Annotated in this window: 24 protein-coding genes; 13 read left to right on the forward strand and 11 right to left on the reverse strand. The window is 68.7% G+C overall.

Going from position 1 to position 26,934, the window contains the following annotated elements:
• Nucleotides 1-118 precede the first annotated feature (118 nt).
• A complete protein-coding gene (rpsT, locus tag FB475_RS26990) occupies nt 119-379 on the reverse strand; it encodes a 30S ribosomal protein S20 (protein WP_141859325.1) in 261 nt (86 codons plus the stop codon).
• A gap of 800 nt (nt 380-1,179) precedes the next feature.
• On the opposite strand from rpsT, the gene FB475_RS26995 reads away from it, so the two are divergent.
• The gene (locus FB475_RS26995; protein ID WP_238332434.1) at nt 1,180-4,221 is read left to right on the forward strand and encodes a S8 family serine peptidase; all 3,042 of its coding nucleotides are present in this window, start codon (nt 1,180-1,182) and stop codon (nt 4,219-4,221) included.
• Between the two features lie 50 nt (nt 4,222-4,271).
• On the opposite strand, the gene FB475_RS27000 is transcribed toward FB475_RS26995, so the two are convergent.
• The 3 genes from FB475_RS27000 to FB475_RS27010 are packed head-to-tail and all read right to left on the reverse strand — an operon-like array spanning nt 4,272 to nt 6,817.
• On the reverse strand, nt 4,272-5,372 hold the full coding sequence (locus FB475_RS27000) for a hypothetical protein (RefSeq protein WP_141859327.1): 1,101 nt from the start codon (nt 5,370-5,372) through the stop codon (nt 4,272-4,274).
• Entirely contained in the window at nt 5,369-5,896 is a 528-nt protein-coding gene (locus FB475_RS27005) for an RNA polymerase sigma factor (protein ID WP_238332435.1), read from the reverse strand. The genes FB475_RS27000 and FB475_RS27005 overlap by 4 nt, the downstream gene beginning before the upstream one ends.
• A 21-nt stretch (nt 5,897-5,917) precedes the next feature.
• The gene (locus FB475_RS27010) at nt 5,918-6,817 is read right to left on the reverse strand and encodes a protein kinase family protein (protein ID WP_141859328.1); all 900 of its coding nucleotides are present in this window, start codon (nt 6,815-6,817) and stop codon (nt 5,918-5,920) included.
• Between the two features lie 115 nt (nt 6,818-6,932).
• Here FB475_RS27010 and lepA point away from each other — a divergent pair, with 115 nt between their 5' ends.
• Genes lepA through FB475_RS27025 form a run of 3 tightly spaced genes read left to right on the forward strand, consistent with a single transcriptional unit; the run spans nt 6,933 to nt 10,336 of the window.
• The gene (gene lepA / locus FB475_RS27015; protein ID WP_202878519.1) at nt 6,933-8,822 is read left to right on the forward strand and encodes a translation elongation factor 4; all 1,890 of its coding nucleotides are present in this window, start codon (nt 6,933-6,935) and stop codon (nt 8,820-8,822) included.
• A 1-nt stretch (nt 8,823) separates the two neighbouring features.
• Nucleotides 8,824-9,732: an aminoglycoside phosphotransferase family protein gene (locus FB475_RS27020; protein ID WP_141859329.1), complete on the forward strand. Its 909-nt coding sequence runs from the start codon at nt 8,824-8,826 to the stop codon at nt 9,730-9,732.
• 10 nt (nt 9,733-9,742) lie between these two features.
• Nucleotides 9,743-10,336, forward strand: coding sequence for a TetR/AcrR family transcriptional regulator (locus FB475_RS27025; protein WP_141859330.1), 594 nt, complete (start codon nt 9,743-9,745; stop codon nt 10,334-10,336).
• Here the strand turns inward: FB475_RS27025 and FB475_RS27030 are convergent.
• The gene (locus FB475_RS27030; protein ID WP_141859332.1) at nt 10,324-11,250 is read right to left on the reverse strand and encodes an SDR family NAD(P)-dependent oxidoreductase; all 927 of its coding nucleotides are present in this window, start codon (nt 11,248-11,250) and stop codon (nt 10,324-10,326) included. The two genes, FB475_RS27025 and FB475_RS27030, sit on opposite strands and share 13 nt — an antisense overlap.
• Nucleotides 11,251-11,350: 100 nt before the next feature.
• On the opposite strand from FB475_RS27030, the gene FB475_RS27035 reads away from it, so the two are divergent.
• The 5 genes from FB475_RS27035 to FB475_RS27055 are packed head-to-tail and all read left to right on the forward strand — an operon-like array spanning nt 11,351 to nt 16,442.
• Nucleotides 11,351-11,929, forward strand: a complete 579-nt coding sequence (locus tag FB475_RS27035) for a TetR/AcrR family transcriptional regulator (RefSeq protein WP_202878520.1) — start codon at nt 11,351-11,353, stop codon at nt 11,927-11,929.
• Complete coding sequence (locus FB475_RS27040) at nt 11,926-13,308, forward strand: MFS transporter (protein WP_141859334.1); 1,383 nt, start codon at nt 11,926-11,928, stop codon at nt 13,306-13,308. The genes FB475_RS27035 and FB475_RS27040 overlap by 4 nt, the downstream gene beginning before the upstream one ends.
• A 40-nt stretch (nt 13,309-13,348) precedes the next feature.
• Entirely contained in the window at nt 13,349-13,978 is a 630-nt protein-coding gene (locus FB475_RS27045) for an MOSC domain-containing protein (protein WP_141859337.1), read from the forward strand.
• The gene (locus FB475_RS27050; protein WP_141859338.1) at nt 13,971-15,206 is read left to right on the forward strand and encodes an MFS transporter; all 1,236 of its coding nucleotides are present in this window, start codon (nt 13,971-13,973) and stop codon (nt 15,204-15,206) included. Before FB475_RS27045 ends, FB475_RS27050 begins: the two co-directional genes overlap by 8 nt.
• A gap of 24 nt (nt 15,207-15,230) precedes the next feature.
• Nucleotides 15,231-16,442, forward strand: a complete 1,212-nt coding sequence (locus FB475_RS27055) for an MFS transporter (RefSeq protein WP_141859340.1) — start codon at nt 15,231-15,233, stop codon at nt 16,440-16,442.
• On the opposite strand, the gene FB475_RS27060 is transcribed toward FB475_RS27055, so the two are convergent.
• Genes FB475_RS27060 through kduI form a run of 3 tightly spaced genes read right to left on the reverse strand, consistent with a single transcriptional unit; the run spans nt 16,407 to nt 18,755 of the window.
• Nucleotides 16,407-17,162: an IclR family transcriptional regulator gene (locus tag FB475_RS27060; RefSeq protein ID WP_141859342.1), complete on the reverse strand. Its 756-nt coding sequence runs from the start codon at nt 17,160-17,162 to the stop codon at nt 16,407-16,409. The genes FB475_RS27055 and FB475_RS27060 overlap by 36 nt on opposite strands.
• A gap of 19 nt (nt 17,163-17,181) precedes the next feature.
• Entirely contained in the window at nt 17,182-17,934 is a 753-nt protein-coding gene (locus FB475_RS27065; protein WP_141859344.1) for an SDR family oxidoreductase, read from the reverse strand.
• Nucleotides 17,931-18,755 carry a 5-dehydro-4-deoxy-D-glucuronate isomerase gene (kduI, locus tag FB475_RS27070; RefSeq protein ID WP_238332436.1) on the reverse strand — a complete coding sequence of 275 codons (825 nt, stop codon included), beginning with the start codon at nt 18,753-18,755 and terminating at the stop codon, nt 17,931-17,933. Before kduI ends, FB475_RS27065 begins: the two co-directional genes overlap by 4 nt.
• 140 nt (nt 18,756-18,895) lie before the next feature.
• On the opposite strand from kduI, the gene FB475_RS27075 reads away from it, so the two are divergent.
• The 3 genes from FB475_RS27075 (at nt 18,896) to FB475_RS27085 (ending at nt 21,813) form a co-directional block, all read left to right on the forward strand.
• Nucleotides 18,896-20,392, forward strand: coding sequence for a sodium:solute symporter family protein (locus FB475_RS27075; protein WP_141859346.1), 1,497 nt, complete (start codon nt 18,896-18,898; stop codon nt 20,390-20,392).
• A gap of 26 nt (nt 20,393-20,418) precedes the next feature.
• Nucleotides 20,419-20,604 (forward strand): tautomerase family protein, encoded by a 186-nt coding sequence (locus FB475_RS27080; protein WP_141859348.1) that lies wholly within the window; start codon nt 20,419-20,421, stop codon nt 20,602-20,604.
• A gap of 168 nt (nt 20,605-20,772) precedes the next feature.
• Nucleotides 20,773-21,813: an aspartate-semialdehyde dehydrogenase gene (locus tag FB475_RS27085; protein ID WP_141859350.1), complete on the forward strand. Its 1,041-nt coding sequence runs from the start codon at nt 20,773-20,775 to the stop codon at nt 21,811-21,813.
• Here FB475_RS27085 and FB475_RS27090 read toward each other — a convergent pair.
• The gene (locus FB475_RS27090) at nt 21,801-23,396 is read right to left on the reverse strand and encodes a peptide-N4-asparagine amidase (RefSeq protein ID WP_141859352.1); all 1,596 of its coding nucleotides are present in this window, start codon (nt 23,394-23,396) and stop codon (nt 21,801-21,803) included. The two genes, FB475_RS27085 and FB475_RS27090, sit on opposite strands and share 13 nt — an antisense overlap.
• A 110-nt stretch (nt 23,397-23,506) precedes the next feature.
• Between FB475_RS27090 and FB475_RS27095 the strand changes: the two genes are divergently transcribed.
• Nucleotides 23,507-25,339, forward strand: coding sequence for an AMP-dependent synthetase/ligase (locus FB475_RS27095; RefSeq protein WP_141859354.1), 1,833 nt, complete (start codon nt 23,507-23,509; stop codon nt 25,337-25,339).
• On the opposite strand, the gene FB475_RS27100 is transcribed toward FB475_RS27095, so the two are convergent.
• Together FB475_RS27100 and FB475_RS27105 are read right to left on the reverse strand one after the other, a co-directional pair.
• Nucleotides 25,336-26,001, reverse strand: a complete 666-nt coding sequence (locus FB475_RS27100) for an IMP cyclohydrolase (protein WP_141859356.1) — start codon at nt 25,999-26,001, stop codon at nt 25,336-25,338. The two genes, FB475_RS27095 and FB475_RS27100, sit on opposite strands and share 4 nt — an antisense overlap.
• Nucleotides 25,998-26,873 carry an alpha/beta fold hydrolase gene (locus tag FB475_RS27105; protein ID WP_185759450.1) on the reverse strand — a complete coding sequence of 292 codons (876 nt, stop codon included), beginning with the start codon at nt 26,871-26,873 and terminating at the stop codon, nt 25,998-26,000. Before FB475_RS27105 ends, FB475_RS27100 begins: the two co-directional genes overlap by 4 nt.
• Nucleotides 26,874-26,934: the final 61 nt, after the last annotated feature.

Below are 26,934 nucleotides of genomic sequence, written 5' to 3' on the forward strand. Positions count from 1 at the left end.
CAGCTACCAGCTTCTACGCCGGTGGGTTGGTGGCTGCTCGTCAGGGTTTTGGGCATGCGTAAACGATCGGCCGGTCTTGGGGACGGGCCGATCGTTTGGGGTCGGGGGACCCGGGCTGCTAGAGGGAGGCGGCCTTCTTGAAGATGGCTGACTTGCGGTTGGCGGCCTGGTTGGCGTGGATGACGCCCTTGCTGACGGCCTTGTCGAGCAGGCGGCCGGCCTTGCGGGCGGTCTCGTTGGCCTTCTCGGCCTCGCCGGCCTCGACGGCCTCGTGGAAGCGACGAACAGCCGTCTTGAGGGTCGACTTCACGGACTTGTTGCGAAGTCGCGCAGCCTCGTTCTGGCGGTTGCGCTTGATCTGGGACTTGATGTTCGCCACGGAGCAGAGCCTCGATCAGGTGTGTGCGGTCATTACGGAAGATGGTGCGGCGCACGACTGAAACCACCCGTGGGCGCGCGAAGAGACAGATTACCAACAAGCCGTCCCCAGCTCCAAACCGGCGACGACCCGGCAACCCTCCGCTCAAACGCGAGGTGATGCCTCGGCGGCCGACTTCAGGCGAGTCAGCGTGGTGTGGATGCCGTCGGCGTTTCGTGGAGTGCGGTTGCCGAAGACGGGGCGGAACAGCGTCTTCAGGATACGTGGGCGGTGGTCGGTCCAGGATTCGGTGACCGTGCAGCCGTCCGCCGCATCAGTGAACGAGTAGTCCTAGCCGGAGATCGGGCTGGGTGAGTTGGGGTCGCATGCGGTGGGCTGGGTGCGGTGCGGCTGGGTGCGGTGCGGCTGGCTGCGGTGCGGCTGCGTGCGGTGCGGCTGGGTGCGGTGGGGCCGCATGCGGCGGGGTGTGAGAGGTGGGGTCGCATGCGGTGGGGCTGGGGTGAGGTGGGCTGGGTGGGCTGGGGCGCGGGGAGGTGGGGCGCGGGGGGGTGTGGGGCCAGTGGGGCCGGATGCATGCGGGGCTTCAGGTGGGCAGGTGGGGGAGGTTGCTGACCGATCGATACAGGGTGTCAGCGGTTGAGTGCGCTGTGATGGATTCGGTCAGGTCCGGGATCGGGTTTTCCCTTCATCTGCGGTCGCTGACTGTGGGGAGGGTGACACTGTCGGCGGTCACCGGCATACTCGGGGCCCCGCGAGCCCCAAAGCTCCGCCATCGCTCCGCCAAGCCCTGGAGGAACTCCGTGACCCGCAAGCGACCGGCGATCATCGCCGCGACCGCACTGATCGCCGCGTGTGCCGGCGTACCGGTGCTGGTGAACTCCGCGCACGCCAGCCAAGCGTCCGCACAACCGGACGCACAACCGGCCGGCCAGCAGGCCGCACAACCGGGCAGCCAGCCGGCCGGCGCCGAGGTGAAACGCTCCACCACCGGGTCGTACATCGTGCAGCTCGATGACTCGCCTGTTGCGGAGTACGACGGCGACATCGCCGGGCTCGCCGCGACGAAGGTGGTGCCTGGCGCGAAGCTGCTGAAGACCGCGGCGCCCGTGGTCGACTACGTCAAGCACCTCGCGAACGAGCGCAACCAGGTGCTGGCCAAGGTTCCCGGCATCACCAAGCTGTACGACTACAACTACACCTACGCCGGCTTCTCGGCCGAGATGTCGTACGACGACGCGGTCAAGCTGGCCAAGTCGTCGGGCGTGAAGAGCGTCGAGCCGAGCGAGATCCAGCACGCCGACACCGTCGACACGCCGCGCTTCCTGGGGCTGTCCGGCAAGGGCGGCGCCTGGCAGCAGGCGGGCGGTATCGACCAGGCAGGCGACGGCGTGATCATCGGCATGATCGACTCCGGCTTTGTCCCGGAGCGGCCCAGTTTCGCGCCGATGAAGACCACCAAGCAGTCCGACGCGATCGTCGCGAAGAAGTGGAAGGGCACCTGCCAGGCCGGCGAGGAGGCGCCCGTCACCTGCAACAACAAGGTGATCGGTGCCCGGTACTTCGACAAGGGCATCGGCAACCGCCCGATCCCCGAGGAATTCAAGTCGCCGCGCGACTACGGCGGCCACGGCACCCACACCGCGAGTACGGCGGCCGGCAACTACGGCGTCGACATGACCGTGATGGGCCGCGACTACGGCAAGGGTTCCGGGATGGCGCCGCACGCCCGGCTGGCGATCTACAAGGCGCTGTGGGCGGTCGACGCGACCGGCGGCGGCAGCGGTACCGACGCCGACATCGTCGCGGCGATCGACGCCGCGGTCTCGGACGGTGTCGACGTGATCAACTACTCGATCTCCGGCAGCGGGTCGACGTACGTGAACGCCACCGGCCTCGCGTTCCTGCGGGCGGCGAAGGCGGGCGTGTTCGTCGCGACCAGCGCCGGCAACACGGGTCCGGGTGACGCGACCGTCGGCAAGACGTACCCGTGGGTCACGTCGGTTGCCAACGGCACCCATGACCGCGACATTCAGACCACGGTGACGTTCGGCAACGGCAAGTCGTACACCGGCGCGGGCATCGGCGCCGGTACGCCGCAAGCACCGGTCGTGCTGGCCAAGGACGCGGGCCTGCCCAACGCCGACCCGGCCAACCTCACGCTCTGCCAGGCCGGCACGCTCGACCCGGCCAAGGTGACCGGCAAGATCGTGGTCTGTGACCGCGGTGTGAACGCCCGCGTCGACAAGAGCCTGCAGGTGAAGAGCGCCGGCGGGATCGGCATGATCCTGCTCAACATCACCCCGGGCACCCTCGACGCCGACCTGCACTCGGTCCCGACCGTCCATCTGGACAACACCAAGGCGCCGGAGGTCAAGGCGTACGTCAGCGGCACCGCGAACCCGACCGCCACGATCGGTGCCGGGACACCGGTCCGCGTGAACGCTCCGATGGTCGCGAGCTCGTCGAGCCGCGGCCCGTCCCCGGCCGGCAACGGCGACCTGCTCAAGCCCGACATCATGGCGCCGGGCACGAACGTGCTGGCCGCCACGACCGCGTTCAGCGCGGCCGGTGGCGAGTACGCGTTCATGAGCGGTACGTCGATGGCCACGCCGCACATCGCCGGCATCGCGGCGGTGCTGAAGGGCAAGCACCCGACCTGGTCCCCGATGGCCATCAAGTCCGCGATGATGACGACCGCGACCGACAAGGACACCAGCGGCAAGCCGATCCAGAACGACAGCGGTTCGCCGGCCACCCCGTTCGGGTACGGCGCCGGCGAGGTGCAGCCGAAGTACGGGATGGATCCCGGCCTGGTCTACGACTCGACCTACACGGACTGGACGAAGTTCGTCTGCGGTTCCGGCCAGGTGCCGAGCACCCACGAACTGTGCGCCAACGGCACGATCGACCTGAGCGACCTCAACTACCCGACGATCGCGATCGGCGACCTGGCCGGCCGGCAGACCGTGACCCGGACCGTGACGAACGTGGGTACGCGACCCGAGGTGTACTTCCCGACCGTCGAGGGTGCGAAGGGCCTCAAGGTGACCGTCACGCCGAAGCTGCTCGTCACGTTCCCGGGCCGCAGTGCGACGTACAAGGTGACGATCGAGAACAACGGCGCCCCGCTCGAGCAGTACTCGTTCGGCAAGCTGGTCTGGAAGTCGGCGAAGCACTCGGTCGCCAGCACGCTCGCGATCAAGCCGCTCACGGTGAAGGCACCGGTCCAGGTCAACGGCACCGGTACGGCGGGCTCCGTGCAGGTCCCGATCACCTCCGGGTACGCCGGGACGCTCAACACCACTGCCCTGGGTCTCACCCCGGCGACCGTGAACGAAGCGGCGCTGAAGAACCCGGGTGGCGTGTCGTTCCCGACGACCGCGCCGAAGGCGAACGACCACGTCGCGAAGTTCACCGCGAACATCCCGGTGGGCTCGACGTACGCCAGGTTCTCCACGTTCGACGCGGACTACCCGGCCGGCACCGACCTGGACGTGTTCGTCTACAAGGCTGGAACGACGACCCTGCTCGGTAGCAGCACGGGTGGCTCCGCCGAGGAAGAGGTGAACCTGCCGCAGCCCGCGGGCGGTCCGGTGGACGTCTACGTCGACCTGTACGCCGGGGCGAACTCGCAGCAGGTCAAGCTGAACCACTGGGAGCTGCAGAAGGGCGCGGGCAGTCTGACGGTCACTCCTGCGACCCAGCAGGTGCAGGTAGCAGCCGAAACGAGCGTCACGGCCAGCTGGACCGGCCTGACCGCCAACACCCGGTACCTGGGCCAGCTGCAGTTCACCGACGGCGCAGACGGCTCCGGCAACACCGTCGTACGCGTAGACAGCTGAACAACCGAACGGCGGCCTGGCACCCAGCCAGGCCGCCCTCGTCCTGATTGTCACGGCATCTGCAGCGTCATCCCTGTGGCGTTCTTCTGCAGGACAGCGCACTCGCCGCTGCGAACATCGCACCGGTACAGCGCCGGAGGCTTGCGCGGTGGAGCGCTGAGCAGGATCAGACGGTTCGCATCCTCGAACTGCGGCTGGGGGAAGTCGGTCACCTCGTCCCCCGCGGGCAGCTGGAGCTTGGCGGTCTTCCCTGACCGTACGTCGAAGACGACCTTCCCACGACTGTTGACGATCTTGCGCCCGTCCGGCGACATGACCGGGTACAGCGTGTTCGCATCCGCGTCGCAGTACTGGCGCAGAACCTTGAGCGCACCGTCGCGCAGTACAGCTGCCTTGAGACAGCGATCGTTTCCTGTCTTGGTGGTCAGGACGATGGCGTCGGTGTCCGGCGGAGCGCTCAGCGCACCCTCGAAGCCGGCGGCATCGAGGTGTTCTGGCCGGCCGGATCCTGGCTGCGGCCACACCAGCAGTTCGTTCGTTGTCGCTGTCTCGTTGGCCATCCAGAGTCCGCTCCGGTTCCAGCCGAGCAGCGTCGGCTGATACGACAGCGGAGTGGTCGACACGGCCTTGCCCGACGCGATGTCGACGATGACGATGTCGCCCTCGGTGGCAGTCCGGTAGTGCATGACCGCCACCTGCTTGCGGTCGGGAGACAGGGTGGTTCCTCCTGATCGCTGAGGCCCGATCAGGCGGAAGGTTCCGTTCGCGTTGAGTACGCCGGCCTGGAACTGACCCGGTTCGGGCAGGCTCATCCCCAGCCAGCCGCCGTGGACCCTCCCGAAGAAGAAGCCGTCGATCCCCTTCGGGATCCGAACCCGCTGGTCGCCGTCGTGCAGCGTCGCGCCGACGGTGTACGGGATCGTCGGGGCAGTGGTGGGCACCGGCTCGGCCGGCTCCGGAGCGTTCCCCGAAAGCCGCGTCACGAGGGACACACCGACAGCCAGTACCAGGGCGATCGTGGCGGCGGCTGCGAGGGCCGGCCAGTTGCGGCGGCGTGTTGCTGGTTCGAGGCCCGGGCCCTGGGCGGAGTCGGGGACGGTGGCGGCCTGGGTCTGGAGGTAGTCGCGGAGGCGGGTCTCGGTGTCGGTCATCGCAGTTCCTTCAGGCGTTCGGTCAGGACGGCGAGGCCGCGCGACGAGGTGGCACGGGCCGAGGATTCGCTGATCCCGAGAGTCTGGGCGATCTCCGCGAACGGCAGATCGAGGTAATACCGGAGCACGAGCACCTCGCGGGTACGTCGTGGCAGCGCGTGGAGCGCCTGCTGTACCTGGGAGCGTTCCTCGCCCAGTACCGCGTCGCTCTCGGCGGAGGCGTTCGGCGCCTGGTGCGGCGGGATGTAGAGCCGTGCCACCTTGCGCCGTCGCAGTACGGACCGGCTGCGGTTCAGCACAGCAGTACGTAGGTAGGTCAGGGCTGCGTCGGACGCCCGCAGCGGCCAGTGCCGGTACAGCTCGGCAAAGGCCTCCTGTACGACGTCTTCTGCCGCCTGCCGGTCGTCCACCATCAGCACGGCCAGCCGGAGCAGCCCGACCCAGTGCTGCTGGTAGAGCGCCGAGACCGCTCCCTGTGCGTCCACAGGTGCTGGGCGGCTGATGCTCACCATTGGATTCGTCACACCGCTACAGACGCCCGTTGCTCAGAAACGCTGCATGCGGTCGCGTACCCACTCCAGATGCACCAGAGCGTGCTCCCGCTGCCAGGGGCGGATCGTGGGGAGCCCAGGTGGCGCCGGCTGCGCAGCGCCCCACCACAGCCCGCCTGCGATGGCAGCGATGAAGCCTGTGATCGCCGCGTCGTCCGGTAGTTCCGGGAGCGTCACCGAACCACGCATCTCTGCGTGCAGGATCACCGTGTCCGCCCAGCGCGGTGCCAGCCCCGGGTGTGCCCAGTCGATGAACACCACCCGGTCGTCGGTCAGGATGATGTTGTCGGCCCGCAGGTCCCAGTGCGCCAGCGCCTTGCCCTCGGCCAGCGCCCTGATGCCGACCCGGGCCAACTCGGCGAAAGCCTCCACATCGACCCAGGACGGCACAGCGAGGTTGTCCGCGAGCACGTTGTCCCACCGGCTCAGGAAGTCATGGCTGCGTACGGCGATCACCGGTGCGTCCGGCCACGGCGACGGGTCCAGTACGTCGGTCAGCTCCGCCAGCGCGTCCAGGACCCGGTCCGCGTCGTCCTGTACCCACGGATGCGGCGGGAGGCGGCCGTCGATGTCCTCGAAGAGCATGCCGACCCAGTCACCGTCGTCGTACACCGCGTACAGCTCCGGAGCCATCGGGAGCCGGCCGATCGCCTGCGTCGCGGTGATCTCCAGCCGGAACAGCTCCGGCGTCTTCGGGTTCAGCGACGTACCGACTGCCTTCAGGAACGCGCTGCGACCGGACGCCGTCACCAGCCGGGCTGCGGTACCGGGGGAGAAGCCGCCCTGCTGCGTCTTGGCCGACACCACGACGGAACCGAGCGTGCGCTCCACCCACGAGCGCAGCCGAGCGGGCAGCTCGTCGTACGGCAACCGGACCCCAGCAGCGTGTGCCATGCGTCCCGAGGGTAGAGGCCCGGGCGGCCGCCCGCCCGGGATTTTCGAATCTGCTGGACCCGCATGGGATGATTGACCAGATATTCACGCCGCAACGACCGAACTGGACCCCTCCGTGCCCGCTGGCTCCACGAATGTGCCGCAGCCGGGTCGTACCGACCCGTCGCTGATCCGGAACTTCTGCATCATCGCCCACATCGACCACGGGAAGTCGACGCTGGCCGACCGGATGCTGCAGATCACCGGGGTGGTCGACGACCGCTCGATGCGGGCGCAGTACCTCGACCGGATGGACATCGAGCGCGAGCGCGGCATCACGATCAAGTCGCAGGCGGTCCGGCTGCCGTTCACGCCGGGCCCGGACTCCCCGGGCGGCCTGCTGGCCCCGGACGGTACGACGTACATCCTGAACATGATCGACACGCCGGGGCACGTGGACTTCACCTACGAGGTCTCGCGGTCGCTCGAGGCGTGCGAGGGCGCCGTACTGCTCGTCGACGCCGCGCAGGGGATCGAGGCGCAGACCCTCGCGAACCTGTACCTCGCGCTGAACGCGGACCTGCATATCATCCCGGTGCTGAACAAGATCGACCTGCCGAGCGCCCAGCCGGAGAAGTACTCCGAGGAGCTGGCGAACATCATCGGCTGCAGCCCGTCGGACGTGCTCAAGGTCTCGGCGAAGACCGGCGAGGGCGTCGAGGAGCTGCTCAGCGAGATCGTCGCGCAGATCGACCCGCCGAAGGGCGTCAAGGACGCGCCGCCGCGGGCGCTGATCTTCGACTCGGTCTACGACACCTACCGCGGCGTGGTCACCTACGTCCGGGTCGTCGACGGCGAGCTGATCCACCGTGACCGGATCAAGATGATGTCGACCGGTGCGGTGCACGAGATGCTCGAGGTCGGCGTGATCTCGCCGGAGCCGATGAAGACGCCGAGTATCGGTGTCGGCGAGGTCGGTTACCTGATCACCGGTGTGAAGGACGTCCGGCAGTCCCGCGTCGGTGACACCGTCACCTCCTCGGTGCACGGCGCGACCGAGGCGCTCGGCGGCTACAAGCACCCGCAGCCGATGGTGTACTCCGGCCTGTTCCCGATCGACGGCGACGACTACCCGACGCTGCGGGACGCCCTCGAGCGCCTACAGCTGAACGACGCGGCCCTCCAGTACGAGCCGGAGACCTCGGGCGCGCTCGGTTTCGGCTTCCGCTGCGGGTTCCTCGGGCTGCTGCACATGGAGATCGTCCGCGAGCGGCTCGAGCGCGAGTTCGACCTGGACCTGATCTCGACCGCGCCGAACGTCGTCTACCGGGTCGAGATGGAGGACGGCAAGGAGTACGTCGTCACGAACCCGAGCGAGTTCCCCGAAGGCAAGATCGCCGATATCTACGAGCCGGTCGTCCGTGCGACGATCCTGAGCCCGAAGGATTTCATCGGCGTGATCATGGAGCTCTGCCAGTCCAAGCGGGGCAGTCTGCTCGGCATGGACTACCTGTCCGAGGACCGGGTCGAGCTGCGCTACACCCTGCCGCTGGCCGAGATCGTCTTCGACTTCTTCGACCAGTTGAAGTCCAAGACCAAGGGCTACGCGTCGCTGGACTACGAGCCCACCGGTGAGCAGTCGGCCGCGCTGGTCAAGGTGGACATCCTGCTGCAGGGCGAGACGGTGGACGCGTTCTCCGCGATCGTGCACCGCGACAACGCCTACTCCTACGGCGTGGCGCTGGCCGGCAAGCTGAAGGAACTGATCCCGAGGCAGCAGTTCGAGGTGCCGATCCAGGCCGCGATCGGGTCCCGGATCATCGCCCGTGAGTCGATCCGCGCGATGCGCAAGGACGTGCTCGCGAAGTGCTACGGCGGTGACATCACCCGCAAGCGCAAGCTGCTCGAGAAGCAGAAGGAAGGCAAGAAGCGGATGAAGATGGTCGGCCGCGTCGAGGTCCCGCAGGAGGCCTTCATCGCCGCCCTGCGCACCACCGAGTCCTCCGAGAAGGCAGGCAAGAAGTAGGTTGCCGATCCAGATACCCGAAGGCCTGCTGGTCGTCTCCTCTCGCGGGCAGGACTGGGCCGACTGGCTCGATCGGCTTCCGCGGCTGACCCGGGACCTGCTCGACGAGTGGAGCCTGCAGGTCGACGGTACGACGACGTACGGCAACTGTGCGCTCGTCGTACCGGTGGTTGCCGAGGGCAAGCGCGCCGTGCTGAAGGTGCAGTTCCCGCACTGGGAGGCCGAGACCGAGCATCTGGCGTTGCGGGACTGGGCCGGTAACGGCGCCGTCCAACTGCTGCGGGCCGACCCGCGCCGGTTCGCGCTGCTGCTGGAGCGACTCGAGCCGCGGGACCTGACCACGATCGACGCGCTGGACGCCTGCGAGATCGTTGGCAGTACCTACAAGCGGCTGCACGTCCCGGCGGGTCCGCAGTACCGGACACTGTCGGGGGAGCTGACGCGCTGGATCGCAGGCTTCCGGAAGCTGCCCGCGTCCGCGCCGGTGCCGCACCGGTACGTCGAGCAGGCGATCTCGCTGGCCGAGGACTTCGTCGCGGACCCGGCGACCGACGGCCGGCTGATCCACACCGACCTGCACTACGAGAACATGCTTGCCGCGGAGCGTGAACCGTGGCTGGTGATCGACCCGAAACCGTTGTCCGGCGACCCGGCGTACGAGGTCGCGCCGCTGATCTGGAACCGGTGGGACGAGGTCACCGGGGCGCACGACCTGCGCTTCGCCGTCCAGCAGCGGTTCTGGACGACCGTCGACGCGGCCGGATTCGACGAGGACCGCGCCCGCGCCTGGGTGATCGTCCGGCAGATGCTGAACGTGTTGTGGACCCTCGAATCCACCAGCGCCGACGAGTCCCTCCCACAGGACTGGCTGACCCGCAACATCGCGATCGTGAAGGCGATCCAGGACTAAACTCCACGACATGACCGTGACGAACCGCAGAGCCCGTAGCCCGCGTGGGTCGGGGGAGGATCTGCGGGACGCGCTGGTCACGGCGACTGCGAAGTTGCTCGAGACGCAGGACCTGAACACGCTGTCGGTGCGGACGGTCACGTCGGCGACCGGCGTCAGCCCGACCGCGCTCTACCTGCACTTCGCCGACCTGCCGGAGCTGCTCCGCGCGGTCAAAGCGCGCTTCTTCGGCGAGCTCCGGGACAGCCTGCTGGCCGCCGACGGCGACGTCCGCTCGCTGGCCAAGGCCTATCTGCGGTACGCGCGCGAACACGAGGGCCGGTACGCCGTGATGTTCCACGCCCACCGCCGTACCGACGCCCCGGCCGCACCCGCCGCGGAGCTGGTCGAGCTCGGATGGGCCGCGTTCGAACCGCTGATCGCCGCGGTCGGCGCCGTCCTCCCGGACGCGTCGGACGACGAGCTCCGCGAGACCTCCCTCGAGCTGTGGCTCGCCCTGCACGGGCGCGCGCAGCTGAGTGTGGCAATGCCGTGGTTCGAGCTGCCGGACGAGGACCGGTACGTCGACCGCCTCGTCCGGCACCTCCTCGGTCAGCCCGCGTAGGCGGTCTTCCCACCGTCGATGACCAGCTGCGACGCGGTCAGGTACGGGAAGTCGTCGGAGGCGAGCGCCAGCGCGAAGACGGCGATCTCGTTCGGCGTCGCCATCCGTTGCAGGCCGTGGACATGGGACTTGCCCCAGTTCGCGGCCAAGGCGTTCCAGACCGGATCGGGGACATTCATCATGCCGGCCAGCCGGCGGACGAGCTCGGTGTTGGTCGTCCCCGGGATCAGCGTGTTGATCCGGATACCGCGCGCCGCGTAGTCGTGCGCGGCCGACTGGACCAGGCCGACCAGGCCGCGTTTCGTCGCGGTGTACGCGGACCGCTTCTCGGTGGTCGCGATCGCGTTCGACGACGAGGTGACGACGACGGTCCCACCGCCGCGCTTCAGCAGGTGCGGTACTTCGTACTTGAGCGCGAGGAAGTTCCCGCGCAGGTTGGTGTTGGTCACGTCGTCCCACTCGGCCGTCGTGTACTCGTGCAACGGCCGCTCGATACTGATCCCCGCGTTGTTGAAGCAGACGTCCAGCCCGCCGTACTCCGCGGCGATCCCGTCGACGAAGTTCCGTACGTCGTCCTCGACGCGGACGTCGGCCCGCAGGTACGTCGCCTCGCCGCCGGCGGACCGGATCTCCGCCTCGACCTGCCGGCCGAGCTGCTCGCGGCGCCCACAGAACCCGACCTTCCCGCCCTCGGCCGCGAACAGCAGCGCCGCCGCCCGGCCGATCCCACTGGTCGCGCCGGTGATCAGCACGACCTTGTTCTCGAACCGCTTCCGCGGTGAGGCCTCCATCGTCGGCGGCGTGTCGCTCTGGGCGAACGCCACGCCTGCCGCCGCCCCGGCTGCCGCGGCGGCGACGCCGGCCACTGCTCCGGTCGTGATCACCCGGCGGCGGCTGAATCGCTGGTCTGTCATCTCCCACTCCCTCTCCTGGTTTACAAATGTAAATATACACTCGTAAACGTAATGCGGAAGACATTGCGGTTAGTAGTTACCACCTACTAACTTCAAGGCTGTGGCGACGCGGATGAGTGGACAGGAACGGCGCGAACAGGTGCTCGGGATCGCGGAGCAGGAGTTCGCCGGCGCCGGGTTGTCCGGCGCCTCGACGGAGACGATCGCGCGCCGCGCGGGGATCACCCAGGCCTACGTGTTCCGGATGTTCGGGACGAAGAAGCAGTTGTTCCTCGAGTGCGTGGACGCGGCCTTCGAGCGGATGCGGCTCGCGATGGTCGCCGCGGCCGGTGGGTCGAGCGGGATCGAGGCGCTGGCCGCGATGGGCCAGGAGTACAACGACATGCTCGCCGACCGCACGACGCTGCTCCTTCAACTCCAAGGCATAGCGGCGGCGGCGGCCGGCGACGGCGAGGTACGAGACGCCGTACGGGCCAGCTTCGCCCGGTTGTGGCAATCAGTTGCCGACACCGCCCAACTCGACCCGGTCACCGTCAAGGCGTTCCTTGCCTTCGGCATGCTGCTCAACACCAGTGCGGCGCTGGACCTCCCGCAGGTCGACGAACCCTGGTCCCACCAAGCCAGAACCCGAATAAAACCAGGCCTTTTCCAGCACATCACGACCGAGACGAACCGATGAACACGACGCAGGTAGTTGCCAAGCCCCGCGTACTCATGGCGTTTCTGGTGGCGGTCGGGGTGATCCTGTCGGTCGTGATCGGGAGCCTGGGAGCTCCGTTGATCACCGCTGTGGCGCAGCAGTACGGCGTTTCGCTTGCCGTGTCGCAGTGGACGCTGACGCTCGCACTGCTCGCCGGGGCCGTCGCCACGCCGGTCCTTGGGCGGCTCGGGGCGGGTCCACGTCGACGTACCGTCATGCTCGCGATGCTGGGAGCAGGGGTCGTCGGCAGTTTGCTGACCGTGCTTCCGTTGCCGTTCGCGTTCGTGCTGATCGGCCGGGCGCTGCAGGGGTCCGGGCTCGGGCTGATCGTGTTGATGATGGCGGTCGCTCGCGATCACCTGGACGAGGTCCGGACCGCGAAGACCATCGCCCTGTTGTCGGTGGCATCCACCGCGGGGATCGGGATCGGTTATCCACTGTCCGGGTTCATCACGGACGTCGCCGGTGTCCGCGCCGCGTACGGACTCGGCCTCGCCGTCACCGCGACCGCATTCGTCGCCGCTGTCTTCGTACTGCCGCAGGCGCCGGACCGCCCGTCGGTCCGGCTCGACGTGCGCGGCGCGATCCTGCTCACGATCGCCTTGCCCGCGCTCCTCTTGGTGATCGGACAAACGACCCTGTGGCAACACCACACCGGGGTCGCGCTGACCGTCCTGATCGCGGCACTGCTGCTGTTGGCCGGTTGGACCTTCCTCGAGGTGCACACCGAGAACCCGCTGGTCGACATCGGACTCCTCCGTCACCCCGCGGTCGCCGCGGCCAACGTCGTGATGTTCGCCGGCGGCATCGGGATGTACCTGTTGTTCAGCATGATCACCCGCTATGTGCAGACGCCCTCGGCGGCCGGCTACGGCTTCGGGCTCAACACGTTCCAGGCCGGTCTGGTACTGGTCCCGTTCTCGCTGCTCGGTTTCGTGGCCGGTCGCCTCGTACCCGGTTGGCGGGAGCGCCTCGGTCCCCGGATGTTGCTGACGGCAAGTACGGCGACGGTGCTCGTCGCGTTCGTACTCTTCGCCACGGTCCGCTCACACCTGGTCGAACCGATCGTTGCGAACGGCATCCTCGGCTTCGGCGTCGGCGCGTTCTCCGCGGCGATGCCCGGTGTCATCCTCGCGGTCACGCCGAAGGCCGAGACCGCCAGCGCGATGAGCGTGAACGCGGTCGTCCGGAGCGTCGGCTTCTCCACCGGCAGCGCGCTCGGCGGCCTGATCCTCGCCGCGCACACGACCGGCGTCTTCCCGCGCGAGTCCGGGTACGGCGCGGCGGCCTGGATCGGTGCGGCCGCGACCGCGGCGACGTTGCTGATCATCGCCGTACTGCCCCTGAGGCGTCAGTAAACCGGTGGAAACGCCGAGCCCCTCGGGAGAGGATGCGGGTATGCGGTTGCTGACGGTCAACGTGGTGGAGAAGCTCATTCCGGGTCCTAAGGAGACCGGATTCACCGCGATCGACAAGCGGCCGCAGCTCGGCCGGATCCGTGTCCGCCCGCTCGGGCTGGAGGGTGACCGTGTCTGCGATACCGCGAACCACGGCGGCCCGGACCTCGCCCTCTACGCGTACGCCGACGAGGACGCGAAGTGGTGGGCTCAAGAACTCGGCCGCGACATCCCGACCGGTCTGTTCGGCGAGAACCTGCGCACCGAGGGCCTCGACGTCAACGGCGCGCTGCTCGGTGAGGTGTGGCGGATCGGCGCCGAGGTCGAGGTGATGGTGCGCGCGCCGCGGATCCCGTGCATCACGTTCCAGCACCGGATGCAGCTCCCGCGCTGGGTCAAGCGCTTCCACCAGGCCGGTCGCCCCGGCGCGTACCTGAAGGTGCTCCGCGAGGGCACGATCGGCGCCGGCGACCCGATCGAGATCGTCAGCCGACCGGACCACGAGGTCACCGTCGCGCACATGTTCGGCGAGCAGGACCCGGGCAAGCTGCGCGCGATGCTCGATTCGGGTGTCGACCTGATGGGCGAGATCCGCGAGAACGCCCAGCGGATCGCGGCCCGTGGTGAGTGAGCTGTCGACCGGCGCTCGTGGTGTGCTGCCGGCACCCGGCCCGTTGCGCCCGCTGGCTCTCGCCACCCTGCTGAGCAGGGTCGGCAACGGCCTGCTGATGACGGTAAGCGTCCTGTACTTCAACCGGATCGTCGGCCTCAGCATCGCCCAGGTCGGCCTCGGGCTCACCGTCGCAGGCCTGTTCGGGCTGTTGTCCGCCGTACCGCTCGGGCATCTCGCCGACCGGCGCGGCCCGCGCGGGCTCTTCGTCGTACTCAGCCTGATCCTCTGCGCGCTCTCGCTGGTCTACCTGTTCGTGCAGAACTTCTGGCAGTTCCTGGTCGTGAGCATCGTGCTGACAATGATCGACCGCGGCGCGGGCGCGGTCCGGGCGGCCCTGATCGCCGCGATCACCACCGGTGCGGGCCGGGTCGCGGCGCGTGCGTACCTGCGGGCCGTCACCAACATCGGCATCATGCTCGGCGCGGCCGTCGGTGCGTTCGCGCTGCATTTCGACACCGGTACGGCGTACCGCCTGATGTTCGTGCTCGACGCGGTGTTGAGCAGTGTCGCGGCGCTAGTCGTACTGGCGATCCCGCGGGTGGCGCCGCAGCCGCATGACGACGGCCGGCCGGTGTGGATCGCGTTGCGCGACCGCGGGTACCTCGCGGTGGCCGCGCTGAACGCCGGGATGAGCATCCATTTCGCGGTGCTCGATGTCGCGATCCCGCTGTGGGTGGTCGATCACACCGACGCCCCGCGGTGGACGGTCGCGGTGCTGCTGATCATCAACACCGTAGTGGTCTCGTTGTTCCAGGTGCGCTCGTCGCGCGGTGTCGCCGACCCGACCACCGCGGCCCGTGCCACCCGGACGGCCGGACTGTTGCTGCTGGCATCGATGATGCTGATGGCCGGCGCCACCTGGGGCAACGCGGTGACCGCGGTCGCGCTGCTCGCCGTCGGCGCGTTCGTCCAGGTGATCGGGGAACTGCTGCAGTCGTCGGGTTCGTTCCTGCTCAGCTTCGACGTCGCGCCCGGCCACGCCCAGGGCCAGTACCAGGGCGTCTGGAACACCAGCATGTCGATCAGCACCATGGTCGCCCCGACCGTCCTCGCCCTGCTCCCACTCGGCCTGGGCGTCCCCGGTTGGATCATCCTCGGCGTGTGGTTCGCTCTCGTCGGCGTCCTGTTCGTGCCGGTCGTCCGCTGGGCCGAACGGAACCGCAGTACCGCACTTCTTGCGACTTAGTCGCAGATAGCTCATGATGGGCCGGTGCGGAAGCTGCTGCCGGCGCCAGGTCCGCTGCGCCCGTTGGCGCTGGCGACCCTGCTCAGCCGGGTCGGCAACGGCCTGCTGATGACAATCAGCGTGCTGTACTTCACCCGCGTCGTCGGGCTGTCGATCGCGCAGGTCGGCCTCGGCCTGACCGTGGCCGGTCTGTTCGGCCTGCTCGCGAGCATCCCGTTCGGCCACCTCGCTGACCGGCGCGGACCGCGCACGCTGTTCGTGGTGCTGAGCCTGCTGATGTCCGCGACCGCGGTGCTCTACATCGTGATCGGCACGTTCTGGCAGTTCCTTGCGGTCGCGACCGTTGTCGTCGTCCTGGACCGCGGCTCGAACGCAGTCCGCTTCGCGCTCATCGCCGGTGTCGTGCAAGGCCCCGAGCGCGTCGGGGCCCGTGCGTACCTGCGGTCGATGACCAACATCGGCGTCACCGCGGGCGCCGGCCTCGGCGCGATCGCACTGTCCTTCGGTACGGCGACGTCGTACCGGCTGATGTTCGGCCTGTACGTCGTACTCGGCGTGATCGCGGCACTCGTCGTGCTCGCCGTACCACGGGTCGCGCCCCAGCCGCGTACGGACGGACCGGTGTGGATCGCGCTCCGCGACCGTGGGTACCTGGCGGTGGGCGCGCTGAACGCCGCGATCTCCATCCATTACTCGGTGATCGACGTCGCGATCCCGCTGTGGGTGGTCGAACACACCGACGCGCCGCACTGGGCGGCCGCTGTACCGCTGATCGTGAACGCCGCCGGGGTCGCCGTCCTGCAGGTCCGGGCGTCCCGGGGCATCGTCGACACCACCTCGGCCGCGCGCGCCACCCGAACCGCCGGATTGTTGCTCTTGGCATCGATGGTGCTGTTCGCGGCCGCGTCGGCGGGTGCTGCTCTGGTGGCCGTGGCGGTCCTGGTGATTGCCGCGTCGGTGCAGACCGCCGGCGAACTGTTGCAGTCGTCCGGATCGTTCCTGCTCGGGTTCGACCTCGCCCTGGAGCAGGCCCAAGGTCAGTACCAGGGCGTCTGGAACACGAGTACGTCGGTCAGTTCGATGGTCGCGCCATCGATCATGGCGCTGCTCCCGCTCGGTCTCGGCGTACCGGGCTGGATCGTCCTCGGCGGATGGTTCGCGCTCGTCGGTGTCCTGTTCGTGCCGGTGGTGCGCTGGGCGTCAGGGCGTCGGCTCGCGGTAGCCGAGCGCGGCTGAGATCTTGCGGGCGGCCTCGATCGCGGCGGGGGCCATCAGAGCTACCTGGGCGATCGACTGCTCGAGGGACAGGGTGGAGATGCTGACCGCGGCGATCGCGGCGCCGGTGTGGTCGTGGATGACGGCGGCCACGCAGCGGATGCCTGGCTCGTTCTCCTCGTCGTCCAGGGCGTAACCACGGGCGCGGGTCTGAGCGAGGTCAGCCTTCAGCGCGGCGGCGGTCGTGTGGGTGAGCGGCGTCCGGGCCGGCAGACCGGTGCGCGTGATGTGGACGTCGAGCGATTCGTCGTCCTTCTCGGCGAGCAGGGCCTTGCCGATGCCGGTGCAGTGCAGCCAGATCGCCTTGCCGACGCGGGACGGCATCCGGTACGGCTTCGGGCCGTCGAGGCGGGCGACGTAGATCGCCTCGTCGCCGTTCAGCAAGCCGACGTGCACGGTGCAGCGGGTCTGTGCGACCAGGTCCGCGAGCACCGGACGGGCCACCGTGGCCAGGTCGACGTTCGTCAGCGCGTGGCCGGCCAGCCGCAGCGCCTTCGGGCCGGGGTGGTACGACCCGTCCTCGGCCTGAGCGACGAACTCGTGCTCGACCAGCGACGCCATGATCCGATGCACGGTCGATTTGGCCAGTCCGGTCGCGTTCACCACGTCGGTGAACCGCGAGTGCTCCAGTACGGCGTCCAGCACCATCAACGTCTTGTCGATGGCCGAAGGCGAATCCATGCCCGACATCCTGCCACTCCTATCTCGCCAGCCAGCCACCGTCGACCGCCAGGACGTGGCCGTTGACGTAGTCCGCCGCCGCGGACGCGAGGAACACCGCCGCGCCGACGACGTCCTCCGGCCGCCCCCAGCGGCCGGCCGGAATACGCTGCCGGATCGCCGCCTCCCGGTCCGGGTCCGCCTGGAGTGCGGTGGTGTTGCCGGTACTGATGTACCCGGGCGCGATCGCGTTCACCTGGACACCGGCCGGTCCCCACTCGTTGGCCAGCGCCCGGGTCAGCCCCGCCACTGCGTGCTTGCTGGCCGTGTAGGCCGGGACGGTGATCCCGCCCTGGAAGCTGAGCAACGACGCGATCGTGACGATCTTCCCGTCACCGCGTTCGGCCATCGCCGCGCCGACCGGCCGCGTCACCGCCCACGTCGAGTTGAGATTCACGTCGATGACGTGCTGCCAGTCGGCGGTCGTCGTCTCGGCCGCGGGCGCCCGGCGGATCGTGCCGGCGTTGTTGACCAGGATGTCGACCCTCCGATGGTCGACGATCTCCGCGGCGGCTCGTTCGACCGCGGCCGGATCGGCGAAGTCCGCGATCACCACCGTCGCGTCGCCGCCGTTCTGCTTGATCGCCTCGAGGGTCTCCTCGAGCGCCGCGTCCCGGGCCATCAGGATCAGCTCGGCCCCGGCCGCGGCGTACCCGGCCGCGATAGCCGCGCCGATCCCGCGCCGCGCGCCGGTGACCAGCGCCGTCCGGCCTTCCAGGCTGAACAACGTCACCGCAGATCCCGCACGTCGACACCGTCCATGTCGCCGAACGCCTGGTTCTCGCCGGCCATCGCCCAGACGAAGCTGTACGACGAGGTGCCGCAGCCGGAGTGGATCGACCAGCTGGGGGAGATGACCGCCTGCCGGTCGGCGACCAGCAGATGCCGGGTCTCCTCGGGTTCGCCGAGCAGGTGGACGATCCGCTCGGTCTCCGGCAGGCCGAAGTACAGGTAGCACTCGGTACGCCGGTCGTGGGTGTGCGCGGGCATCGTGTTCCACGTACTGCCCGCGTGCAGCGTCGTCACGCCGAGGACGATCTGGCAGCTCTGCACCCCGTCGGCGTGGATGAACTGGTCGATGGTCCGGCGGTTCGCGGTCTGCTGATCGCCCAGTTCGAGCCGGTTGCCTTCGCCGGGGTTCACCTGCCTGGTCGGGAAGGCGGTGTGAGCGGGCGCCGAGAACACGTAGTACGCCGCTTCGGGCCCTTCGAAGACGACCTCGCGGACGCCACGTCCGACGTACAAGCAGGCGCCGCTGGTCAGCTCGTACTTCGTGCCGTCGGCGGTGACCGTGCCGGGTACGCCGACGTTGACGATCCCGGCCTCGCGGCGTTCGAGGAAGTACTCGCTGCGCAGCTCGGGGTAGGTGCCGAGCGTCAGCGGCCCGTCGGTGGGACGGGCGCCGGCGAGCACGATCCGGTCGTGGTGGGTGAGTACCGCGTTGACGGCGCCGGGGACGAACAGGTCGTCCACCAGGTAGTGGCGGCGCAGCGCGGCCGTGTCGAAGCCTGGCACCTGCTCGGGATGGGTCGCGTGCCTGATCTGCAATGTCACGGAACAAGGTTCTACTCAGCGGAACGCACTGTCAACGCTGGAACATAGCGTCGAAATGTTCCAAGTTCCGTATCTTGACACTAGGTTCTGTTCAGTGGAACCTCTCAAGCACTCGCCCCACGCCCCTGGGAGGATCCCCGATGACCGCTCTGGACTGGACCGTCCTGGTCGGCTATTTCGTGTTGATGGTGCTGATCGGCGTCTGGTCGCGCACCAAGATCAAGACGGTCGTGGACTACTTCACGACCGGCGGCCGGATCCCGTGGTGGCTGTCCGGCATCTCGCACCACATGTCCGGCTACAGCGCGGTGATGTTCGTCGCCTTCGCCGCGGTCGCCTACTCGTACGGCATCACCGTCTACGTCTGGTGGGCGATGACGATCGGGATCGGCGTCGGCATCGGGGCGTTCCTGTTCGCGGCCCGCTGGAACCGGTTGCGCGCGAAACACGGGGTCGTGTCGCCGCTGGAGTACCTCGCGCGGCGCTACAACCTGCCGACGCAGCAGGCGCTCGCGTACTCCGGTGCCGCGCTCAAGGTCGTCGACATCGCGTCCAAGTGGGTCGCGATCGCCGTCCTGCTGAACGGTTTCACCGGCGTACCGATCCGGTGGGGCATCCTGCTGACCGGCGTGGTGACGATGCTGTACGCGACGCTCGGCGGGTTGTGGGCCGACGTACTCACCGACTTCGGGCAGTTCGTGATCCAGTTCGGGGCCGGTGTCGCGATGTTCATCGGGGTGCTGCACCACCTGGACGGCGTACCGACGCTGTGGAAGATGTGGGACCAGTTGCCGGCCGGGCACGGGCACGCGCTGAACGGGCCCTACACACCGGTCTTCCTGGTCGCGTTCCTGTTCATCAAAACCTTCGAGTACAACGGCGGCATGTGGAACCTGGCGCAGCGCTACATGGCCGCGCCGTCCGGCTCCGAGGCGAAGCGCTCCGCGTTGCTGTCCTCGGTGCTGTGGCTGGTCTGGCCGCTGATCCTGTTCATCCCGATGTGCGCGGCGCCGTTGCTCGTGCACCCGGGCAAGCCGGAGCAGTCGTACGTGCAGCTGGCGCAGTTGCTGTTGCCGAGCGGTTTGATCGGGCTGGTGCTGGCCGGGTTCTTCTCGCACACGATGGCGATGGTGGCCTCGGACGCGAACGCGATCTCGTCGGTGATCACCCGGGACCTCGCGCCGGTACTGGTACCACGGGTGCGCCGGTTGACCGACGGCGCGACGCTGAAGATGGCGCGGATCGTGACGTTCACATTCGTCACGGTGAGCATGCTGATCGCGATCGCCACCAATGGCGAGGGCGTCGTGCTCAAGATCGTCGTCGACCTGGTCGCGGCCACGATGGGTCCGATCGCGATCCCGTTGATGCTCGGGCTGCTGCCCTGGTTCCGGCGGAGTGGCTCGCGGGCCGCACTGGCGTCCTGGGCGATCGGGCTGATCGCGTGGGCGATCGTCAAGTACGGCGTCGGATCCACCGACCAGACGCTGGTCGTTGCGTTGCCGTTGGCAACCTCTCTGGTGGTGTACGTGGGCCTCGGTCTGCTGCTGCCGGAGAACCGCGGGGACGTCGAGGAATTGGTCGACTCCCTGAACACCGATCCGGTCGCCGCCCGCCGGGCGGCGGCCCTGTCCTGACACCGAACCCCAGGAGAAACTGCCAGATGCCGAACATCACCGTCGAACTGCTCTCCGGCCGCACCCTCGACCAGCGCCGCGAGTTCGTCGCCGCCGTCACCGACTCCGCGATCGCCATCCTCGGCGCCAAACGCGAATCCGTCCGCATCGTGTTCCAGGAGATCGAAACCACCGACGTAGCCAACGGCGGCACCCTGGTCGCCGACGCCTGACCCTGACCCCCGGGGCGGACCCCAGACACTCACCAACCGCGCGTCCGGCCTGCCGGCCGAGCGTGCCGCTGGTGTGAACAGCCCGGCGGGCGGCGGTTGGTGAGTGCGGGACGTCCGCCCGCTGAAATGTGCGGGCGGGAGTCGCGGGCACCTACTACCCTCGGTCGTATGCGAGTAGGTGTGTTCGGTGCGACAGGTCAGGTCGGCGGGGTCATGCGGGAGTTGCTGGTCGAGCGCGACTTCCCGGTCGACGAGGTGCGGTTCTTCGCCTCGGCGCGGTCGGCGGGCAGGACGCTGCCGTTCGGTGACCGGGAGATCGTCGTCGAGGACTCCGCCACGGCGGACTTCGCCGGGCTCGAGCTGGCCCTGTTCTCGAACGGGAAGACCGCGTCCAAGGAACTCGCCCCGCGCGTCGCGGCGGCGGGAGCGGTGGTTGTGGACAACTCGTCCGGCTGGCGGATGGACCCCGACGTACCGCTGGTCGTGTCCGAGGTGAACCCGGACGACCTGGACACGATCCCCAAGGGCATCGTCGCGAACCCGAACTGCACCACGATGGCCGCGATGCCGGTGCTCGCGCCGCTGCACCGTGCGGCCGGCCTCACCCGGCTGGTCGTCTCGACGTACCAGGCCGTCTCCGGCTCCGGTGGCGTCGGCGTCAGCGAGCTCGAGGACCAGGCCCGCGAACTGGTCGTGGCCGGTGGCAAGCTCGCCCGTGGTACCGACGGGATCACGCTGCCCGAGCCCAAGGTGTACGCCGGTCCGATCGCGTTCAACGTGCTCCCGCTCGCCGGGTCGATCGTTGCCGACGGCACCGGTGAGACAGACGAGGAGCAGAAGCTCCGGAACGAGAGCCGCAAGATCCTGCACCTCCCGGACCTCCCGGTCGCCGGTACGTGCGTCCGGGTGCCGGTCTTCACCGGTCACTCGCTGAGCATCCACGCCGAGTTCGCGCAGCCGATCACCCCGGCGGAGGCCACCGACCTGCTCCGGGCCGCTCCCGGCGTGGCGCTCGCGGACCTGCCGACCCCGCTGCTCGCGGCCGGTCAGGACCCGTCGTACGTCGGCCGCATCCGGCAGGACCAGTCCGTGCCGGACAACCGCGGCCTCGTGCTCTTCGTCTCGAACGACAACCTCCGCAAGGGCGCCGCGCTCAATGCCGTTCAGATCGCGGAGCTGCTCGTCGCCCGAAAGCATCAGCAGCGGTAGAAGTCCTTTGTGTAGACGCCGTTCTCCGCGGTGAGGGTGTGGTCGAAGCAGCCGTGGCCGATCGCCCGGAACCGGACGGTCTGGGTGCCGGTGGCGTGCCGTTGGTCGCGCGGTACGCCGTAGATCCACGACGCGCGGCCGTCGTACGTCTCGGTCGTGGTCAGCCCCGGCGTCCGGATGGTGTCGTGGATCTTCAGGTCCGTGACCACGTCGTACCCGCCGGGGATCGTTGCGTTGGGCAAGAACGTGAGCACCCCGTTCTTGCCGTAGTCGAGGTCGGTGCGGTGGACGCGGCCGTTGCTGATCGTCGTCTCGGTGTCGCGCCAGCTCGCGTCGAGGGCGTCGCGTGATTCGCCGGCGTCCCAGGTGGGCTTGGAGACGTTGCTCAGGTTGCGCTGCACGGTCGTGTGGATCCGCCCGGCCGACGTGTCGACGTACCCACTGATCTTCAGGGTGCGGGACGCGGTCATGTCGACGGAGCCGGCCTCGTTCGGGGCGCCGGCGACGTTGTCGGTCTTCGCGAGTGGGCTGACGGCGTACGACGTGAGACCGCCGGTGGTCTGGGCGCGGTGCGCGTCTGTCCACACGTGCAGGTTCGGGACGGTGAACCAGCCGGACTGGCCCGCCGGTACGCCGTCGACGTGGATGCGGAACTCGTGCGGTTTGCCGTCGGCGAGCAGACCCGCGAACGGCGTGAGGTCGTACGTCACCGGCTTGATGTCGAACGCGCGCGGCGCCGGGGACGGCCGCCACTCGTACGGGTTCGACCAGCCGCCGGTGTAGATGTACGGGTACGGCAGGGCGATCCCGGCGAGCTTGCCGTCGATGCTCACGTCGACCTCCCGGTACGGCGAACCGTCGGGGCAGGAGTACCCGGTCTCGGCCGGCGCGGACGTGTCCCAGAATTCCTCGCACCCGCCGCCGGATCCGGTGACGTAGACCTCGCCGAGGACGCGGGTCGTGTTTCGCGGGAGGGTCGCCGTACCGCGGAGATCCGCGCCGTCGCGGGTCTGGTCCTGGAGCGGGAGCACTTCGTTCGCAGTCTTCGCGGCCGGGGTGTGGCGATCGGTCGTGTAGAAGTCGAGCGTGACGGTGATGTCGAGGACGCCCGTGTAGGTGTCGTCGACGACGTTGCCGAGCTCCATCACGACAGGCTGCGGTGACCTCAGCAGCGGGCTGTACGACGTGACGTCCTTCTCCACATTCCACTCGATGCCGTCGGTGCTGGGCTCCGGCGTCGAGGTCCGGAACACGCCGACGCCGCCGATCGTGAGATGCCCGAGACGGTCGTACTGCACGCCCTTCACCGCGCCGTGCATCCGCAGGACGACCTTCGACCACGGACCCTGACAGCCGGCCGGCGGCGTGTACGTCGACCGGTACGGGTCGAAGTTGCGGAACTGGTTCCGGACGATCTGCACCTCGCAGTGCTTGGTGTGCGGGACCGCGACCGCCGGGGCGGGCGTCCGCGGATCGTCGTAGTCCGAGCCGAACGCCGACGGCGGGGTCGCCGCCCGGGCCGGGACGCCGATCGCGAGAAGCAGGACGGATAGTGAGGCGGATACCACCGACCGTATGCGCATGTTGCGGAAACGTAATCGAGAAGGTTCAGCCGGGCAAGCGAGTGGCATGGTCAGACATGCGGATTGCTATTACTCTCCGGTTAACTTGACCCCCCTCTTGGAGGCCAGTCATGACTGTCGCCGATCCCGGCCAGCTCGCGCTGCTCAGCAATCGCAAGGGCACCATGGCCCAGATGTTCCTCGACCGGGTGGCGGACACGCCGGAGCGGGAGGCGTTCCGGTTCCCGCGCGGGGAGGCGTGGACGTCGGTGACCTGGCGGGAGACCGAGGCGCTGACCCGCCGGCGGGCCGCCGGGCTGATCGCGCTCGGGGTGGAACCCGAGCAGCGGGTCGGGATCGCCGCGAGCACCCGGATCGAGTGGATCGAGTGCTATCTGGCCGCCGTGCTCGCCGCCGCCGCGACGACCACGATCTACCCGTCGACGATCGCCGGCGACGTCGCGTTCATCGTGGCCGATGCCGACGTACAGGTGGTGTTCGCCGAAGACGCGGGGCAGGTCGACAAGCTGCGGGAGCACCGGTCGGAGACGCCGTCGCTGCGGAAGGTTGTGCTGCTGGACGGGACGCCGGAGGAGAGCGACGGCGACTGGGTGATCGGGCTCGGCCGGCTCGACGCGCTCGGCGACGAGTACCTGGCCGAACATCGGACGGCTGTCGATGACCGGATTGTCGGCATCAAACCGGACACCTTGTGCACATTGATCTACACGTCCGGTACGACGGGTCGTCCGAAGGGGGTCCGGCTGCCGCACTCGGTGTGGACGTACGAGGGCGCCGCGGTCGAAGGGATGCGGGTGCTCTCGCCGGACGACCTGCAGTTCCTCTGGCTGCCGTTGTCACACGTGTTCGGGCAGGTCCTGCTCGCCGTCCAGTGCCAGATCGGGTTCGCGACCGCGGTCGACGGGCGGATCGACAAGATCGTGGACAACGCCGCGGTCGTGCAGCCGACGTTCATGGCGGCGGCGCCGCGGATCTTCGAGAAGGCGCACGCGCGGATCAGGACGATGATCCAGTCCGAGGGCGGGGCGCGGGCGCGCTTGTTCGACTGGGCGTTCGGTGTCGGCGCTCGGGTTTCGGAGCTGCGGCAGGCCGGGCGGGAGCCGTCGGGTCTGCTGGCTGCGCAGTTCGCGGCGGCGGACCGGCTGGTGCTGTCGAAGATCCGTGCCCGGTTCGGTGGCCGGATCCGGTTCTTCGTCTCGGGTTCGGCCGCGCTGGACAAGTCGCTCGCGGAGTGGTTCCACGCTGCCGGCCTGCTGATCCTCGAGGGGTACGGGTTGTCGGAGACGTCGGCAGGCTCGACGCTGAACCGGCCGACGCAGTACCGGCTCGGCAGCGTCGGCCCGGCGTTCCCGGGGACGTCGTTCAAGATCGCCGAGGACGGCGAGGTGCTGATCAAGGGCGACGGCGTGATGAGCGGGTACCACAACCAGCCCGCCCAGACCGCCGAGGTGATCGACGCCGACGGCTGGTTCCACACAGGCGACATCGGCCACTTCGAGGACGAGTTCCTCTACATCACCGACCGCAAGAAGGACCTCTTCAAGACCTCCGGCGGCAAGTACGTCGCGCCGCAGGTGATCGAGGGCCGCTTCAAGACCATCTGCCCGTACGCCAGCCAGTTCATCGTGCACGGCAACCTGCGCAACTTCGTGTCCGCACTCGTCACCCTGGACCCCGACGCGATCGAGGGCTGGGCCGCCGCCAACGGCCTGGCCGGCAAGTCCTACGCCGAGATCGTCACCTCGGACGCGGCCCGCGCGATGGTCCAGTCGTACGTCGACGAACTCAACGCGGGCCTGAACCGCTGGGAGACCATCAAGAAGTTCACCATCCTCGACCGGGACCTGACCGTCGAGTCCGGCGAGATGACCCCGAGCCTCAAACTGAAGCGCAAGTACGTGGAAACCCAGTACGCCGACATCCTGGACAAGATGTACGACTAGCTCTGCAGGATCGCGCCGGTGAAGTCGGGGGTGTCCAGGCGGACCGTGATTGCGGCGACCCGGAGGTCTGGATGCAGTGATTGCCAGATCGTGTCCGTGATGGCGGACCAGGGGAGTGGAACGGCGATCAGTTCCGGGTGGCCGTTGGTGGTGACGTCGGCGGCGGTGCCGGAGTAGGTCGTTGTGGTGATGGCAGTGCCTGGTGCCAGGCGGGCGGCGTACAGGGACGGCTGTGCGGTGAGTTCGCCGTACGGGATGGCGGAACCGATGACGGCGTCGGTGAGCTCGGTGCCGTTGATCGTTGCGCCGGCGGTGATGCGTGGGGTGCGGATCGGTGGGTCGGGCTCGTACGTGAGTTGGCGCAGCGCGAGTTGGAGGTCGGGTTGCTGTCCGCGGCCGGCGGTCAGTTCGCTGACCTGGGTGCCGTTGCCGACGATGAACCAGTCGTCGCCGCGGGTCGCCGCGGTGTAGTGGCGGAGGTCGTCGGTGGCGGTGCCGGAGACGTCGCGGACGATGATTTCGCGTTGCTGTACGACGAGTTCGCGGGACTTGGACGCGGGGGATCGGCCGGTGAGCCAGTACGCGAAGAACGGGACGCCGTCGGTGTCGCGTCCGACGGCGAGACCGCGGCCTGGGTACTCGGGGGACTTCCAGGTGGTCATCGGCCGAGGAATTTCCGGATCGCGTCGACGTAGTGCGCCGGCTCTTCCTCGTTGATCGAGTGGGCTGCGTGATGGAAGATCTCGAGGGTCGCCTGCGGGAGCCGGGCGGCGAGGTCGCGCGGGATGTCGAAGCCGACCTGGCGGTCCCAGAGCGCGGCGAGGATCAGCGTGGGCACCTCGACGGCGGCAAGGTCGTCGACCAGATCGGCGCGTTCGTTGCCGACCAGGGCCATCGCCACCTCCATGTTCGGGGCCGGCGCATTCTCGTCGTCGGCCGGGATGTTCGACGGGTCGTGGTAGAAGAACGCGGCCGCGTTGGTGCTCTGGGCAATCGCTCCCAGGGCGGCGAGGGTACGGTCCAGCGGCTCGGTGACGCCGTCGAGTTGGGTGCGCAACGCGGTCCGCTCGGCGTCGGTCAGGATCGGGTCGACCGCGGCCGGGCGCATCGCCCACAGTCCGGGGTGCAGCGGGTCGGCGATCGGTGGAGCGTGCAGGATGAGCCGATCCACATGGTTGCTGTGGGCAACGGCGTACTCGGCCGCCAGCAAGCACCCGTACGACACACCCCACGGCACGATCCGCTCGACGCCGAGCGCCGTACGCAACTCGTCCAGGTCCGCGACGAGCTGCTCCATCGTGTACGTCGAGGCGTCGGATGGACGCTCCGACCGACCGCACCCACGCTGGTCGTAGAACACCACCGGAGCCACCTTCGCCAACTCGTCCCCGACCGACCGCTCGACACTGTACGAACTCTCCCCGGGCCCACCGTGCAGCAACACCAGCGGCACACCACCGTTCGCCGCCCCCACCACCCGCACCCAATGCCGAACCCCACCAGCACCCACCGCCCGCACCCCATCACTCAACATGCCCGCGAGCATACGCGCGCCCCGGTCCCGTGATGGACCTACTGCACAACCGGGGAGCTGA

Origin of the sequence: Kribbella jejuensis (assembly GCF_006715085.1) — a bacterium.
GTDB classification, from domain to species: domain Bacteria; phylum Actinomycetota; class Actinomycetes; order Propionibacteriales; family Kribbellaceae; genus Kribbella; species Kribbella jejuensis.

Excerpts from the sequence above, each read along its gene's own strand:
- FB475_RS27000 (WP_141859327.1), bottom strand. The coding sequence starts at position 5,372 with ATGACCGACACCGAGACCCGCCTCCGCGACTACCTCCAGACCCAGGCC.
- FB475_RS27010 (WP_141859328.1), bottom strand. The coding sequence starts at position 6,817 with ATGGCACACGCTGCTGGGGTCCGGTTGCCGTACGACGAGCTGCCCGCT.
- FB475_RS27025 (WP_141859330.1), top strand. The coding sequence starts at position 9,743 with ATGACCGTGACGAACCGCAGAGCCCGTAGCCCGCGTGGGTCGGGGGAG.
- FB475_RS27030 (WP_141859332.1), bottom strand. The coding sequence starts at position 11,250 with ATGACAGACCAGCGATTCAGCCGCCGCCGGGTGATCACGACCGGAGCA.
- FB475_RS27040 (WP_141859334.1), top strand. The coding sequence starts at position 11,926 with ATGAACACGACGCAGGTAGTTGCCAAGCCCCGCGTACTCATGGCGTTT.
- FB475_RS27045 (WP_141859337.1), top strand. The coding sequence starts at position 13,349 with ATGCGGTTGCTGACGGTCAACGTGGTGGAGAAGCTCATTCCGGGTCCT.
- FB475_RS27060 (WP_141859342.1), bottom strand. The coding sequence starts at position 17,162 with ATGGATTCGCCTTCGGCCATCGACAAGACGTTGATGGTGCTGGACGCC.
- FB475_RS27075 (WP_141859346.1), top strand. The coding sequence starts at position 18,896 with ATGACCGCTCTGGACTGGACCGTCCTGGTCGGCTATTTCGTGTTGATG.
- FB475_RS27080 (WP_141859348.1), top strand. The coding sequence starts at position 20,419 with ATGCCGAACATCACCGTCGAACTGCTCTCCGGCCGCACCCTCGACCAG.
- FB475_RS27085 (WP_141859350.1), top strand. The coding sequence starts at position 20,773 with ATGCGAGTAGGTGTGTTCGGTGCGACAGGTCAGGTCGGCGGGGTCATG.
- FB475_RS27090 (WP_141859352.1), bottom strand. The coding sequence starts at position 23,396 with ATGCGCATACGGTCGGTGGTATCCGCCTCACTATCCGTCCTGCTTCTC.
- FB475_RS27095 (WP_141859354.1), top strand. The coding sequence starts at position 23,507 with ATGACTGTCGCCGATCCCGGCCAGCTCGCGCTGCTCAGCAATCGCAAG.
- FB475_RS27100 (WP_141859356.1), bottom strand. The coding sequence starts at position 26,001 with ATGACCACCTGGAAGTCCCCCGAGTACCCAGGCCGCGGTCTCGCCGTC.
- FB475_RS27105 (WP_185759450.1), bottom strand. The coding sequence starts at position 26,873 with ATGTTGAGTGATGGGGTGCGGGCGGTGGGTGCTGGTGGGGTTCGGCAT.